The organism is Duganella sp. CF458, assembly GCF_900113115.1.
Lineage (GTDB): Bacteria > Pseudomonadota > Gammaproteobacteria > Burkholderiales > Burkholderiaceae_D > Rugamonas.
Genome location: NZ_FOOF01000014.1, coordinates 187973 through 202339, shown reverse-complemented (window position 1 = coordinate 202339; position 14367 = coordinate 187973). Strand labels below are relative to the sequence as shown.

The window sequence follows — 14367 nt, the reverse complement described above, 5'->3', positions numbered from 1 at the left end:
ATGGCTTCCACTCTGTTCGGTGAGACCTTGCCCCGCCGCCTTCAGAATCCTAATATCTTTTTCTAAAGGTGCAGATTCAATATACGAGCTCTGGCTTCTTATGAAACTGAAATGTCCGATTGCCAGAGCTGACCCCGACTTTCATCTGCTGTAGTTAACGCGGTATTGGGCTGGGGTGAGGTTGGTCAGCTCCTTGAACATGCGGCGCATGCCTGAGTCGCTGCTGAATCCCAGCTCGATGCTGATGGCGGTGGCGGATGCCTTGGTGTAGATCAAGCGTTCGCTGACTTGCTTCAGCTTGATGCGGCGGATGTAGGCGGCGGCCGGCATTCCACTTGCTGCCAGTACCTTGCGCGCCAGCGTCCTCTCGGTGGTATGCAGGAGGGCTGCGACATGCGCCAGCGTCGCCTCGCTTGCGGCCACCTGCTCCACTGCCAGGTGCAGCTTGCGCAGCATGCCGTCCTGCTGCTCGATCAGGTCGAGCATGTGGAAGGCGAGGTGGGTACTTTCCTCCGGCCTTGGCAGCACCATCAGCCTGGTCAACTCACGATAGGCCTCCTTGCCCAGCCGGCTTTCAATCAATGCCTGAATGATCGGCAGGTAGCCGTTGACGCCCGAGGCGCTCGCGGTGCGTTCATTGAACGCGAGCGTGCGCTCGAATTGCCAGCGCACGTTGGGGAAGGTCGTCACGGCGAATTCCGCCAGCCACCAGGTGATGGTTGCCGCTTGCCGGTCCAGCCGGCCGGTGCCGGCCGCCAGGCATACGCCGGTGCAATAAGCCCACAGCTGCACGCGGCGTGGCAGCGCGGCGAGAGCGGCGATGAGGCCTGCGTTGGCGTCCAGCGTGCGCGCGGCCTGGCCCAGCGACTGGCCCCAGAAACCGGGCACCAGTACGGCCGCCACGTCCGCTTCACCAAGCGCCATGGCGGCGTGCAGTTGCTGGCCGTGCGCGCAATCGACCTTGCCCGCCCGGGCCGCGACAAAGACCGGTTCAAACAGCGTCTTCCCCGCCCGCAGGTTGGCCGCGTGCAGCAAGTCCATGGCGCCGAACAGGCCGGCGGGCAGGCAATTGGGGTACAGCAGCAGTCCGATGCGCATGGCTGGAAATGGATGGAATGTGTCAGATCATGCCATTGTAGGGCGGGGCGCACGGGCGCACAATTTCGGCATGAAAATCACTCAACTCCGCAACGCGACGGCCGTCATCGGTTTCGGCCCGCACAATATACTGGTGGACCCCATGCTGGCGCCAAAGGGCGCGCTGCCGCCGCTCAAGCTGCTCGGCGAAAGGACGCGCAACCCGATCGTTGAACTGCCGCCCGTGACGGACGCCATCTTGCAAACCGTCACGCATTGCCTGGTCACGCATTGCCAGAAAGGCCATTTCGACCACCTGGACCGGGCTGCCAAGGCCTGGCTGCGCGACAGGCGGATTCCTGTCATCTGCACGCCGCATGACGAGGCGCACCTGCGGCAGCGCGGCCTGAACGTGCAGCCGCTGGCGCCGCACCATCACGAACCGCAGCCTTTCCTGGATGGCCGCATCAGGACCGTGAATTGCCGCCATGGCAAGGGCCTGGTCAGCCTGATGATGGAGCATGGCGTAGGCTATTTCATCGAAATGCCCGGTGAGCCCAGCCTGTACCTGTCGGGCGACACCATCCTGACGCAGGACGTGCTCGATTTCCTCGCGCGGCATCAGCCCGACGTCAGCGTGGTGCCGGCCGGCGGCGCCAGGTTCGACCTGGGCCACGAGATCATCATGGGAATCGGGGAGGTGCTGCAGTTCGCCCGCGCCACGCAGGGCATCGTGGTGGCGAACCATCTTGAGGCCCTGAGCCACTGCCCGGTTCAACGGGCAGCGCTACAGGAGCATGCGCAAGGCGCAGGTTTGGCCAGCCGGATCGTCGTGCCGGCCGATGGCCAAACCCTTACTTACGCTTCTGGAGATCTTCGAAAGCCTTCTTGACGCGGTCTTTGCGGCGTTGTTCGTCGACGTTGTGGGCCTTGCGCTTGTCGAGGCCCAGCATCGGTTCGAGGAATTCGAACCATAAGAACGCAACGCCCATCGTGCCGGTGATCCACCACCACGACAGTTGAGCGAACTTCCAGACTTCAAAATACTTCAGTGCCACGAGGGCGATTATCAATAAAATAATGGGCATGGAAAACTCCTTAGTATTCCATCATAGCAATATCCAGCTAACGGTCAACCCATAATACGCAGGGCGCGTTGTGGAGTAGAATTGTGTCAGTTTTTTTTCCTGGAGATGAAGATGAAACGTGCACTGTTGGTTGGTTTCCTGGTCACCGCGGCTTTCTCGTCGCAGGCCGCTTTCGCAAACGCTGACCTGGCCAAGGCCAAGAACTGCATGGCTTGCCACGCGGTGGCCACCAAACTGGTTGGCCCGGCATTCAAGGATGTCGCAGCCAAGTACGCAGGCCAGAAGGATGCCGAAGCCAAACTGGCGCAGAAAGTGATGAAGGGCGGTTCCGGCGTGTGGGGTGCGGTCCCGATGCCAGCCAACCCGCAGGTGAGCGAGGCGGAAGCCAAGACCCTGGTGAAATGGGTCCTGACCCAGAAATGACCTGAATTCGATGTAAGAAAGCCGGGCTAGCCCGGCTTTTTTGTTACTTGACGACTTCGATGCGTGTCTTCTTGTCGGCTTTGTAGCCGAACAGCGTCAGGGCACCGTCCTTGATGTCGCCTTTGGCGTCGAAGGCGATGGTGCCGCTGATGCCGTCATGCTTGACCTTCTTCAGGAAGGGCAGGTATTTGGCCGGGTCGGTCGACTTGGCATCGGCCATCGCGTGGGCGATCGCCATCGTTGCGTCGTAGGCGTACGGCGCGTAAATCTGCACGTCGTAGCCGTAGCGCTTCTTGAAGCGGCCGGCGAATTCGTCCAGCTTCTTCTCCTGCTCAGGCGTCACACCGCCGGCTTCCGCGCACACCACCATGTCGTCGGCGCCGCCCGACAGTTTCGGCAGCGCTTCGGTGCAGATGCCGTCGCCGCCCATCAGCTTGGCCTTGATGCCCAACGCCTTCATCTGGCGCAGCAAAGGACCGCCCACCGAATCCATGCCGCCGAAGAACACCAGGTCGGGGCTCTTGGCACGGATCGAGGTCAGGATGGCGTTGAAGTCGGTCGACTTGTCGGTGGTGAACTGTTTGTCCACGATCTGCACGCCGGCGCCTTTCTTGGCTTCCTTCAGGAATTCGGCGGCCACGCCTTGGCCGTAAGCGGTGCGGTCGTCGATCACAGCGATGCGCTTGGCGCCCAGTTTCTGCGTGGCGTACTTGCCCAGCGAGCTGCCCAGTTTGAAGTCGTTCGCCACCACGCGAAAGGTGGTGTTGAAGCCCTGGTTGGTGTACACCGGGCTGGTGGACGATGCGGAAATCTGCGGAATCCCCGCATCGTAGTAGATCTTGGAAGCAGGGATGGTGGTGCCGGAATTCTGGTGGCCGATCACGCCCTGTACCTTGGCGTCGACCAGTTTCTGCGCGGCCGAAGTACCTTGCTTAGGGTCGCCGGCATCGTCTTCCGACACCATCTCGAACTTGACCGCCTTGCCATTGACCTTGAATCCCTTGGCGTTCAAGTCTTCCACCGCCATGCGGACGCCGCTCTGGTTATCCTTGCCCAAATGGGCGGACTGGCCGGACAGCGGGCCGACGTAGCCGATCTTGACCACTTCCTGGGCGCTTGCGGCGCCGGCAAAGGCCAACGCGATGGCGGCGATGATGGTTTTGGTTTGCATTGCACTTTCTCCTGAAGCGAAAATGGGCCGCCAAGCTGGCTGGCGGCCCACGGGCTCCCCCCCGATAATTCTCGCGTATTACTTGATTACTTCCATCCTGGTCTTGATGCCGCCCTTGTAGGTGAACAGGGTCAGCGCACCGTCCTTGATGTCGCCGAACTGGTCGAATTCGACGGTGCCGGTCACGCCCTGGTGCTTGATCTTGGCCAGCACCGGCAGGTATTTGGCGGGCTCGGACGAATTGGCTTTTTCCATCGCGTCGGCCATGGTCATGATGGCGTCGTACACATACGGTGCGTACAACTGCACTTCCTGGCCGTACTTCTTCTTGTAGCGGGCGCGGAAGTCGTCCATGTTCTTCTGCATATCGGCGGTCACGCCGCCGGCTTCGGCGCAGGTGACCACGCCGTCGGCGGCAGCGCCGGCGGACAGGCGGAACAAGGCGTCGGTGCAGACGCCGTCCCCGCCCATGAATTTGGCGTTGATGCCCAGTGCTTTCATCTGGCGCAGCAGCGGGCCGCCGACCGAGTCCATGCCGCCGAAGAACACCAGGTCAGGGTTCTTGGACTTGATGTTGGTCAGGATGGCGTTGAAGTCGGTAGCATTGGCGTTGGTGAATTCCTTGCCAACCACCTGCACGCCCGGCAGGGCTTTCTTGGCGCCCTTGACGAATTCGTCGGCCACGCCCTGGCCATAAGCGGTGCGGTCGTCGATCACGGCGATCTTCTTGGCGCCCAGGTTTTTCACGGCGTAAGCGCCGAGGGTGCCGCCCAGCTTGTTGTCGTTGGCGACCACGCGGAAGGCGGTGTTGAATTTCTGCTTGGTGTATACAGGCGAAGTGGCGGCAGGGGAAATCTGCGGGATGCCGGCGTCAAAGTAGATCTTGGAAGCCGGAATGGTGGTCCCGGAGTTCAGGTGGCCGATGACGCCCTGTACCTTGGCGTCCACCAGCTTTTGCGCGGCGGTAGTGCCCTGTTTCGGGTCGCCCGCATCGTCCTCGAACTGGACCACGAACTTGACTGGTTTACCGCCGATCTTGACGCCCTTGGCGGTCAGGTCTTCAACGGCCATGCGGGCACCGTTTTCCATGTCCTTGCCCAGGTGGGAATTGGGACCCGAAACCGGGGCCACGTGGCCGATCTTGATGGTGTCCTGGGCGTAGGCGCTACCGGCAAATGCCAGGGCGATGGCGACAGGAATGAATGTGTTCTTGAACTGCATCGGGGGCTCCAGTCAAAAAGTCAGATTTGCCAGAGAAAATACAGCAAAAACCCCGAATGGCAAAGAGGGAATTATTTCTGGCGGCCCGAACCGGCTTGCAGGTGTGTGATTTCCTGCTGCACCGCGCGGGCGACAATCTTGCCGATGGTGTCGTGCAGGCCGTCGCGGATGTCGGCCGTCAGGGCGTGCAGCGCATGGTCCAGTATTTCTGCCATGCTGTCCTTGATGCGCTGCTCCAGCACGAAATCGACGCGGTTGGACAACTGTTGCAGCACCTGTTCGGAAACCCGCCGCTCCAACGCCGCCCAATCCAGGGTGTCTTCCCCGATGCGGGGCGCGCGGACGGCCGTTGCAGGCGCAGCGACAGGTGCCGGCAGCTCGTCCTTCATGATTTCGGTCAGGACCGGGATGCTGGCGTCAAAAGGCTGGTTCATAAACTACTTGCCTACGGTGAGGTGTTTGAGCGGGAAGTCCTGGCGCTTGTAGGCAGCATAGCGCAGGCGGCCCGCCGCTGCATCTTCCTGGTCGGAAGAAATGACTTCGATCAAACGCGGAAAAGCCTCGAACTGGGCCGGCGCGCGGCGTGCCAGGTTGACCAGCAAGCCCGCTTCCGGCAGTTCGGTGGTGTCGCTATCGGCCAGCACGATGGCGCAATCCGGCGCCAAGGGATCGTTGGCGTGGGCGTGCGGCAGGAAGTCGGTGGCGGAGAAGGCCCACAGGGCCTTGTCCAGCTGCGCCAGTTGCGCCGCATCTTCGGTCATCACGACGATGCGGGGCGTGCTGGCGTAGGCTTTACGCAGCAGGCGGCAGGCGTAGGCAACCTTGTCCGGCACGCCGCTGTGGAAATCAATCTGCGTCATTATTTCTTCGGGACGTCTTAGAAGCGGAAGTTCGACGATGCGTTTTGCGGCGTATCGCGCTCACGGCGCGCCTTTTCCGCGGCGGCTGCGGCGCGGTCGGCCTCCGCCTTGGCGTTGGCGACATCCTCGGCGCTTGGGCCGCGTGGCGGGGCGGCCGATGTCGGCGGCGGGTTCGAATACCCCGGCGGCAGCATCTTCACGGTTGGGTAGCCCGCTTCAGTCAGTGCGTTGTCCCATGTGGCCTGTTCGAAACCGATCTGGCGCGAACGCCCGATCAGCAGGAACGGCACCTGGCCGTCGCTGCCGGCCTTTTTCATGACCTCTTGGTCTTCGGCGGTGGAAACAGTCTTTTCGCGGTAAGGAATGCCGCGTGTGGCCAGCAGGGTGCGGGCCATATTGCAGCCGGCGCCGCAGTTGGCGGTAGTGTACAGCACCACCGGGCGGGCACGCACAACTTCCGCCAGTTCAGATGGCAAGGCAACACCGCCGGCACCGGCAGTGTTGTAATTTTTCACCTCAGCCTTCTTGGCGGTGGTGGGCGGCGGCGTCTCCGTAAAGTGGGTGACGCCTTTTTCGTCCTTCCACTTGTACATCTGGGCGTGCGCCGCGCTGGCAGTCAGCAGCAGCAAAAGCAGGGCAGCGCGTTTCATTGAATCTCAATCTCCTTTATGCCGCCATGCCGCTGTGGCGCAGCAGGGCGTCGATGGTCGGCTCACGGCCGCGGAAAGCAGTAAACGATTCCAGGGCCGGGCGCGAGCCGCCGACGGCCAGGATCTCTTGCTGGAAGCGTTTACCAGTATCGGTGGACAGTTTACCGCCGTCCAGCGCCGCCGCTTCCTCGAAGGCAGCGTAGGCGTCGGCAGACAGTACTTCCGCCCACTTATAGCTATAGTATCCCGCCGCGTAGCCTCCGGCAAAGATATGGCCGAAGGAATGTTGGAAACGGTTGAAACTTGGCGGGATGATAACGGCGAATTTGCGGCGTACCTGGTCGATCAGGTCTTGCACCGATTTGGCGCCGGACGGCTGGAAATCGTAATGCAGCAGCATGTCGAGCAGGGCGAACTCGACCTGGCGCAGGGTCTGCAGGCCGGATTGGAAGTTCTTCGCCGCCAGCATGCGGTCGTACAGGGCGCGCGGCAGCGGCAGGCCGCTCTTCACGTGGGCGCTCATGTGGCTCAGCACATCCCACTCCCAGCAGAAGTTTTCCATGAACTGGGACGGCAGTTCGACCGCATCCCATTCGACGCCGGAAATGCCGGATACCGCCAGTTCCTCGACCTGGGTCAGCATGTGGTGCAGGCCGTGGCCGAATTCGTGGAACAGGGTGATCACTTCATCGTGGGTGAACAGCGATGGTTGCGGCACGCCGTCCACCACCAGCGGTTCGGTGAAGTTGCAGGTCAGGTAGGCGACCGGGGTTTGCAGCTCGCCGTTTTTCAGGCGGCGGCCGCGCGCGTCGTCCATCCAGGCGCCGCCGCTCTTGCCTTCACGGGCATACAGGTCGAGGTAGAACTGGCCCACCAGCACGCCGTCGCGTTCGATGCTGTAGAAGCGCACGTCCTTGTGCCAGACCGGGGCGCTGTCCGGCTTGATGGATACGCCGAACAGGGTTTGCACCAGCTTGAACAGGCCGTCGATCACCTTATGTTCGGGGAAGTACTGCTTCACTTCCTGCGCCGAGAAGGAGTACAGGTGCTGCTGCAGCTTTTCCGAAGCGTAGGGCAGGTCCCACGATTGCAGGTCGCCGATACCCAGTTCCTTGCTGGCGTAGGCCTGCAGTTCGGCCAGGTCATTCTCGGCGAACGGGCGGGCGCGCTTGGCCAGGTCTTCCAGGAATTCGATCACCTGTTCCGGCGACTTGGCCATTTTCGGCACCAGCGAGACTTCGGCGAAGTTCTGGTAGCCCAGCAGGCCTGCTTCCTCCGCGCGCAGTTTCAGCAAGGTGGCGATATTGCCGGTGTTGTCCCAGTCCTCGCGCTTGCTGAACGCCTCGCCCAGCTCGGAGGCCTTGGTGGCGTTGGCGCGGTAGACCTTTTCGCGCAGGGCGCGGTTGTCGCAGAACTGCAGGATCGGGTAATAGGAAGGGAAGTGCAGGGTGAAGGCCCAGCCCTGCTTGCCGTCCCGCTCGGCCAGCGCCTTGGCGGCAGCCTTGGAATCATCGGGCAGGCCACGCAGCTCGGCTTCGTCTTCAACCAGCATTTTCCAGTCGTTGGTGGCGTCCAGCACGTTTTCGCTGAAGCGGGTGCTGGTGGCGGCGTGTTCTTCCTGGATCGCGGCGAAGCGTTCCTTCTTGTCGGCCGGCAGCTCGGCGCCGCCCATGCGGAAATCGCGGATCGCGTTGTCGATGATGCGCTGGCGCGCCGGCGACAGGGTGGCGAATTCGGCGCTGGCGCGCAGCGCCTTGTATTTGGCGAACAGCGCCTCGTTCTGGGCCAGGGCGGTCCAGAATTCGGTCACTTTCGGCAGGTTCTCGTTGTAGGTGGCGCGCAGCTCGGGCGTGTCCACCACGTTGTTCAGGTGACTGACGATGCCCCAGGCGCGGCCCAGCAGCTCGGTGGAATTTTCCAGCGGGGTGACGAAGGTATCCCAGCTCACGTTGTCGCTTGGCGCTTCAAGTTGCGCCACCGCGGCGCGATTTTTTTCCAGCAGGTGCTCGATTGCGGGAGTGACGTGTTCGGGCTTGATCGCATCGAAGCGCGGCAAGCCGCTAAAGTCCAGCAGGGGATTGTCGGTCATTCTTAACTCCTCAAAAGACGCGGCGGCCGCGTGCCGAAGGTGTCAGACCCGGTGGGTCTGACACCGGTTTACCGGTTTTAAACGCGTTCCGCCGACTCAATAGTATTCATCAGCAGCATGGTGATCGTCATCGGGCCTACGCCACCGGGCACCGGCGTGATATGCGAGGCCACTTCCTTGATGCCAGCAAAATCCACGTCGCCGCACAGCTTGCCGTTCTCGTCGCGGTTGATGCCCACATCGATCACGATGGCGCCCGGCTTCACCATATCAGCAGTCAGGGTATGGCGGCGGCCCGTTGCGGCCACCACGATATCCGCCTGGCGGGTGTGGTAGCCCAGGTCCGATGTTCCGCTATGGCAGATGGTGACGGTTGCATTGGCTTGCAAGAGCAGCAGGCCCATTGGCTTGCCGACGGTGTTGGAGCGGCCGATCACGACAGCGTGCTTGCCCTTCAGGCTCACGCCGGTCGATTCGATCAGCTTCATGCAGCCGTAAGGGGTGCACGGCAGGAAGCCTTCCAGGCCGGTCATCAGTTCGCCGGCGCTCAGCACCGAGTAGCCGTCCACGTCCTTGGTGGTGGCGATGGCTTCGATCACCTTGTGCGGGTCGATGTGCTTCGGCAGCGGCATCTGCACCAAGATGCCGTGGATGCTTGGGTCGGCATTCAGGGTGGCGATGCGCTCGAGCAGGGCTTGCTCGGTCATGTCTGCGGCGTACTGCTCTTTCACGGAACGGATGCCGGCGTCTTCGCATGCCTTGACCTTGTTGCGCACGTAGACGTGGCTGGCCGGGTCGTCGCCGACCAGGATCACGGCCAGGCCAGGCTGCTTGCCCTTGGCGGTCAGGGCGGCGGCGCGGGACGCGATTTCGGCGCGCAGTTTTTGGGAGAGCGCTACTCCGTCGATCAGTTGTGCAGACATGGTTGCTTGGATTGGTGGAATGGAAAGTCGCCATTATAAAGGGTGGCGGCCTTGTGCTGCACTGCACATGATTGTAAGCTTGCTAACAAATGATCTCTTACCAGTTCCTGATCGATGCCCAGCTGCGTCCTGACAAGACGCCTGATTTCTCGGCTTATCCGTTCTGCCTGCCCGCCGTGCGTCATCTTGGCCGGCTTGAATTCGACCCGGCGGTGACCTTTATCGTCGGCGAAAACGGCTCCGGCAAGTCGACTTTGCTGGAAGGCCTTGCCGTTGCGCTGGGCTTCAACGCGGAAGGCGGCAGCAAGAATTTTAATTTCAACACCCGCGCCTCGCATTCTTGCCTGCATGAGTACCTCCGGCTTGCACGTGGTGTGCGCAAGCCGCGCGATGGATATTTCCTGCGTGCGGAAAGCTACTTTAGCCTAGCCACGGAAATCGAACGTCTGGATGAAGATGATTCGCCGATCAATTCGCCCCCCATCATTAACTCCTACGGATGCCGCTCACTGCATGAGCAGTCGCATGGTGAATCCTTTCTTGCCCTGCTGGAGAAACGCTTCGGCGGCAAAGGTCTGTACATCCTCGATGAACCCGAAGCTGCGCTGTCGCCGCAACGCCAGTTGCGCGCCTTGAAGCGCATTCACGAGTTGGTACAGGAAGGCTCGCAATTCGTGATCGCGACCCATTCGCCGATCCTGATGGCCTATCCGGAAGCCAGCATCTTCGTCTGCACGCCGGACGGCATCCGCCAGCGCGCCTACGAAGACACCGAGCACTATGAAGTCATGCACGACTTCATGGCCAACCCGCGCGGGGCGCTCAAGATGCTGCTAGAGACTCCGAAAGAACCTTGAACCGCACACGCGGCACAGCGAAACAGAACGGCGTGCCGGCATCGGCGCCAGCCATCGGGCAGTGCACCGATTCCGCCTCCAGCGGCAGTACTTCGCCGAGTGGAATCGGCAGGCTGATTTCCGATTCGGCCATGCGGCCCAAGCCCGGAACCTCGATGATGGCTGTGTGCTGGCATGCGAGGAAGCTGACCGCCTCGTCCCAATTGGCGAAGACGCCGGCCAAGTTCGCTGGCAGGTGGCGCAGCGCGGAGACGCGCATACGGGCCTCCAGCAGCGGCGCACTGCCGGCTCCAGGTTCGATGCTGGTGGCGTATTGGTCGCCATTGCGGCCGTGCTCGAAGCGCGCCGGCAAATGCGTCGGCAGGATATCGCTGAACATCCTCGTGCCCAGCGCGTGCAGCGGGCTGTCCATGACATTCCGCACGAAGTACACCTTGCCCGGCTCTTCGAGATAGAAGCGCCAGTTGCTCTGCAAAGGCGAAGGCAGCAGCCGGCGCGCCGGCCCTGCCAGCGCCGGGCCAAAATGCCCGTGGCGATAGGTCAGGACGCTGAACGGCGCCAGGCCATTGCGCTGCCATAAGCGCACCCCTGCCGGCACCATGGCCTGCGCGGCTGCCGCATCCATCATCCAGGTCAGGTAGACCACGTCGCGCACATCGCTTTCAAGCGTCAGGAACGGCAGGCGGGAAAACACCGCGCGGCGGGCGACGGCGATGCGGCGCGAGTTCGCGAGGCGGGCGAGCAAGCGGCCGGGAAGGCTGGGCGCCGGGTGAACGTAATGGTTAGTCATATCGCGACATGATAGGCGAATGAAGATAAAGGGGACAATCTCTCGCCTGTCCGCGCTGCTGCTTGCATGCGTGACGTTCGAGGCCTGGGCGGTGGATGCCGTCATCCTGCTTGAAGCGCTCAAGGATGGAAAGCTGATCAACGTGACGGCCTGCAAAGCTGGCGCATCGCCCTGATCGACAGTAAAAACCAGGAGCGCATGCGCAAGCTGGAGCTCGCGTGGCGTGAACGAGGTCTTCCAGGAATACGATTTGCAACAGCAAGCCTTCCCGCAGCCCGCGGTCGAGGACAGTATCCTCCCTTCCACCCGCGCTACGGCCTCTGCCCGAAGTGAAAATCCTGTAGTGCGTTTCACAATATGAAATCAATTTCCGCAATTTGAAAAAGCAAGGATTCACTGTTAGAATCCTTCACACTTAGCCAAAGTCTTAGTAAATAATCACCTGCACCGTCCGGAGACATAAAGGGTGGGGCGCCTTCAATCGATAGGAGACTAGTTACATGTCAGCTCAACTTGACCAGGTCACGGCACAAACGGCCAACGATCCTGATGCACAGGAAACCAAAGAATGGCTGGAGGCGTTGGAAGCCGTCCTGGAAAACGAAGGCCCTGAACGTGCCCACTACCTGATGGAGCGACTGGTCGACCTGGCCCGCCGCCGCGGCGCCGACATTCCGTTCTCCGCCAACACCGCCTACGTCAACACCATCCCCGCCCACAAAGAAGTCCACTGTCCAGGCAACCTGGAATATGAAGAGCGCCTGCGCTCGTGGATGCGCTGGAACGCGATGGCGATGGTGGTCAAGGCCAACCGCGCCGACGGCGACCTGGGCGGCCACCTGTCCTCGTTCGCCTCGTTGGCGAACATGCTGGGCATCGGCTTTAACCACTTCTGGAAAGCCGAGAGCGCAGAGCACGGCGGCGACCTGCTGTACATCCAGGGCCACTCGTCCCCTGGCGTCTACGCGCGCGCCTTCCTGGAAGGCCGCCTGAGCGAAGAACAACTGCTGAACTTCCGCAAGGAAGTGGACGGCAAAGGCCTGTCCTCCTATCCGCACCCGAAACTGATGCCGGAATTCTGGCAATTCCCTACCGTGTCGATGGGCCTGGGCCCGCTGATGGCGATCTACCAGGCGCGCTTCCTGAAGTACCTGCACGCGCGCGGCATCGCCAATACCGAAGGCCGTAAAGTCTGGGCCTTCTGCGGCGACGGCGAGATGGACGAACCGGAATCGATGGGCGCGATCGGCATGGCTGCCCGCGAACAGCTGGACAACCTGAACATCGTGGTCAACTGCAACCTGCAGCGCCTGGACGGCCCGGTGCGCGGCAACGGCAAGATCATCCAGGAGCTGGAAGCGGACTTCCGCGGCGCCGGCTGGAACGTCATCAAGGTCATCTGGGGCCCGGGTTGGGACAACCTGCTGGCACAGGACAAGGACGGCATCCTGCAAAAGGTGATGATGGAAACCGTCGACGGCGAATACCAGAACTACAAGGCCAAGGACGGCGCCTACGTGCGCAAGCACTTCTTCGGCAAGCATCCGAAGCTGCTGGAAATGGTCGCCAACATGTCCGACGACGACATCTGGCGCCTGACCCGCGGCGGCCACGACCCGCACAAGATCTACGCCGCCTTCAAGCAGGCCAACGAATCGGTCGGCAAGCCAACCGTGCTGCTGGTGAAGACCGTCAAGGGCTTCGGCATGGGCAAGTCCGGCGAAGCGCGCAACACCGCTCACCAGACCAAGAAGCTTGACGACGAGGCAATCCGCGAAATGCGCGACCGCTTCAACATCCCGATCCCGGACGATCAACTGAAAGACATCCCATTCTTCAAGCCGTCCGATGACGCGCCTGAAATGAAGTACCTGCACGAACGCCGCAAGGCGCTGGGCGGCTACCTGCCGTCGCGCCGCACCAAGGCCGACGAGCAGCTGGTGGTGCCGGGCCTGGATGCCTTCAAGGCCGTGACCGACCCGACCCCGGAAGGCCGCGAAATTTCGACCACCCAGGCTTACGTGCGTATCATCACCGCCCTGCTGCGCGACCAGTCCCTGGGCCAGCGCGTGGTGCCTATCCTGGTTGACGAGTCCCGTACCTTCGGTATGGAAGGCCTGTTCCGCCAGATCGGCATCTTCAACCAGCAAGGCCAGTTATACGAGCCGGTCGACAAGGACCAGGTGATGTACTACCGCGAAGACAAGGCCGGCCAGATCCTGCAGGAAGGCATCAACGAAGCAGGCGGCATGAGCTCCTGGATCGCCGCGGCGACCTCGTATTCGAGCAACAACCGCGTGATGATCCCGTTCTTCACCTATTACTCGATGTTCGGCCTGCAGCGCGTTGGCGACCTGGCATGGGCAGCGGGCGATATGCGCGCACGCGGCTTCCTGATGGCGGGTACCGCCGGCCGCACCACGCTGAACGGCGAAGGCCTGCAGCACGAAGATGGCCACAGCCATATCGTCGCGGCGACCATCCCGAACTGCGTGCCGTACGACCCGACCTTCGGCCACGAACTGGCGGTGATCATCCAGGACGGCCTGCGCCGCATGGTGGGTGAACAGGAAGACGTGTTCTACTACATCACCATCATGAACGAGAACTATGCCCACCCAGGCCTGAAGGCCGGCCAGGAAGAGGGCATCCTGAAGGGCATGTACCTGCTGCAAGAGGGCGACAAGTCCGCCAAGCAGCGCGTGCAACTGGTCGGCTCCGGCACCATCCTGCGCGAATCGATCTTCGCCGCTGAATTGCTGAAGAACGACTGGAATATCGCTGCCGACGTCTGGTCCGCTCCTTCGCTGACCCTGGTCGCTCGCGATGGCCAGGACTGCGAGCGCTGGAACATGGTCAATCCGACCAAAGAGCAGCGCGTGCCGTACGTGACCGGCCTGCTGAAGGACAGCACCGGCCCGATCGTTGCAACCACCGACTACATGCGTGCATTCGCTGAGCAGATCCGTCCATACATGCCGGAAGGCCGCACCTACAAGGTGTTGGGCACCGATGGCTTTGGCCGTTCGGACAGCCGCGCCAAGCTGCGCGAGTTCTTCGAGGTGAACCGCTACTACATCACCGTCGCATCCCTGCGTGCCCTGGCGGACGAAGGCAAGATCGCGATGTCGGTGGTGGAAGACGCCATCAAGAAGTACGGCATCAACCCGAACAAGCCAAATCCGGTGACCCAATAAATAGAAGACGGAGCAAACACT

General features: G+C 61.8%; 15 protein-coding genes. 5 read left to right on the top strand and 10 right to left on the bottom strand.

Features of this window, described 5'->3' with window-relative positions; genetic code table 11:
• Positions 1–141: 141 nt before the first annotated feature.
• Entirely contained in the window at positions 142–1098 is a 957-nt protein-coding gene (locus tag BM269_RS21690) for a GlxA family transcriptional regulator (RefSeq protein ID WP_090441927.1), read from the bottom strand.
• Between the two features lie 70 nt (positions 1099–1168).
• Here BM269_RS21690 and BM269_RS21685 point away from each other — a divergent pair, with 70 nt between their 5' ends.
• Positions 1169–1969: an MBL fold metallo-hydrolase gene (locus tag BM269_RS21685; RefSeq protein WP_090441924.1), complete on the top strand. Its 801-nt coding sequence runs from the start codon at positions 1169–1171 to the stop codon at positions 1967–1969.
• Here the strand turns inward: BM269_RS21685 and BM269_RS21680 are convergent.
• Positions 1932–2165: a TIGR04438 family Trp-rich protein gene (locus tag BM269_RS21680; protein WP_090441921.1), complete on the bottom strand. Its 234-nt coding sequence runs from the start codon at positions 2163–2165 to the stop codon at positions 1932–1934. The two genes, BM269_RS21685 and BM269_RS21680, sit on opposite strands and share 38 nt — an antisense overlap.
• A 111-nt stretch (positions 2166–2276) precedes the next feature.
• On the opposite strand from BM269_RS21680, the gene BM269_RS21675 reads away from it, so the two are divergent.
• On the top strand, positions 2277–2588 hold the full coding sequence (locus tag BM269_RS21675) for a c-type cytochrome (RefSeq protein WP_090441918.1): 312 nt from the start codon (positions 2277–2279) through the stop codon (positions 2586–2588).
• Positions 2589–2631: 43 nt separating this feature from the next.
• Here BM269_RS21675 and BM269_RS21670 read toward each other — a convergent pair whose 3' ends face one another.
• From BM269_RS21670 to folD, 7 genes are all read right to left on the bottom strand, one after another.
• Entirely contained in the window at positions 2632–3759 is a 1128-nt protein-coding gene (locus BM269_RS21670) for a branched-chain amino acid ABC transporter substrate-binding protein (protein ID WP_090441913.1), read from the bottom strand.
• A 78-nt stretch (positions 3760–3837) separates the two neighbouring features.
• The gene (locus BM269_RS21665; RefSeq protein ID WP_090441910.1) at positions 3838–4980 is read right to left on the bottom strand and encodes a branched-chain amino acid ABC transporter substrate-binding protein; all 1143 of its coding nucleotides are present in this window, start codon (positions 4978–4980) and stop codon (positions 3838–3840) included.
• 71 nt (positions 4981–5051) lie between these two features.
• On the bottom strand, positions 5052–5414 hold the full coding sequence (locus BM269_RS21660) for a hypothetical protein (RefSeq protein ID WP_090441907.1): 363 nt from the start codon (positions 5412–5414) through the stop codon (positions 5052–5054).
• A gap of 3 nt (positions 5415–5417) precedes the next feature.
• Positions 5418–5840 carry a DNA polymerase III subunit chi gene (locus BM269_RS21655; protein ID WP_090441904.1) on the bottom strand — a complete coding sequence of 141 codons (423 nt, stop codon included), beginning with the start codon at positions 5838–5840 and terminating at the stop codon, positions 5418–5420.
• Between the two features lie 17 nt (positions 5841–5857).
• The gene (locus BM269_RS21650; RefSeq protein ID WP_090441901.1) at positions 5858–6490 is read right to left on the bottom strand and encodes a glutaredoxin family protein; all 633 of its coding nucleotides are present in this window, start codon (positions 6488–6490) and stop codon (positions 5858–5860) included.
• A gap of 16 nt (positions 6491–6506) precedes the next feature.
• A complete protein-coding gene (locus BM269_RS21645) occupies positions 6507–8579 on the bottom strand; it encodes a M3 family metallopeptidase (RefSeq protein WP_090441898.1) in 2073 nt (690 codons plus the stop codon).
• Positions 8580–8656: 77 nt separating this feature from the next.
• Entirely contained in the window at positions 8657–9502 is an 846-nt protein-coding gene (gene folD / locus BM269_RS21640) for a bifunctional methylenetetrahydrofolate dehydrogenase/methenyltetrahydrofolate cyclohydrolase FolD (RefSeq protein ID WP_090441895.1), read from the bottom strand.
• An 89-nt stretch (positions 9503–9591) separates the two neighbouring features.
• Between folD and BM269_RS21635 the strand changes: the two genes are divergently transcribed.
• Complete coding sequence (locus BM269_RS21635; RefSeq protein ID WP_090441892.1) at positions 9592–10359, top strand: AAA family ATPase; 768 nt, start codon at positions 9592–9594, stop codon at positions 10357–10359.
• Here the strand turns inward: BM269_RS21635 and BM269_RS21630 are convergent.
• Positions 10325–11149: a DUF2071 domain-containing protein gene (locus BM269_RS21630; RefSeq protein WP_090441889.1), complete on the bottom strand. Its 825-nt coding sequence runs from the start codon at positions 11147–11149 to the stop codon at positions 10325–10327. The genes BM269_RS21635 and BM269_RS21630 overlap by 35 nt on opposite strands.
• 19 nt (positions 11150–11168) lie before the next feature.
• Between BM269_RS21630 and BM269_RS29505 the strand changes: the two genes are divergently transcribed.
• Together BM269_RS29505 and aceE are read left to right on the top strand one after the other, a co-directional pair.
• On the top strand, positions 11169–11324 hold the full coding sequence (locus BM269_RS29505; RefSeq protein WP_170860449.1) for a hypothetical protein: 156 nt from the start codon (positions 11169–11171) through the stop codon (positions 11322–11324).
• A gap of 325 nt (positions 11325–11649) precedes the next feature.
• Positions 11650–14346 carry a pyruvate dehydrogenase (acetyl-transferring), homodimeric type gene (gene aceE / locus BM269_RS21625; RefSeq protein ID WP_090441886.1) on the top strand — a complete coding sequence of 899 codons (2697 nt, stop codon included), beginning with the start codon at positions 11650–11652 and terminating at the stop codon, positions 14344–14346.
• Positions 14347–14367: the final 21 nt, after the last annotated feature.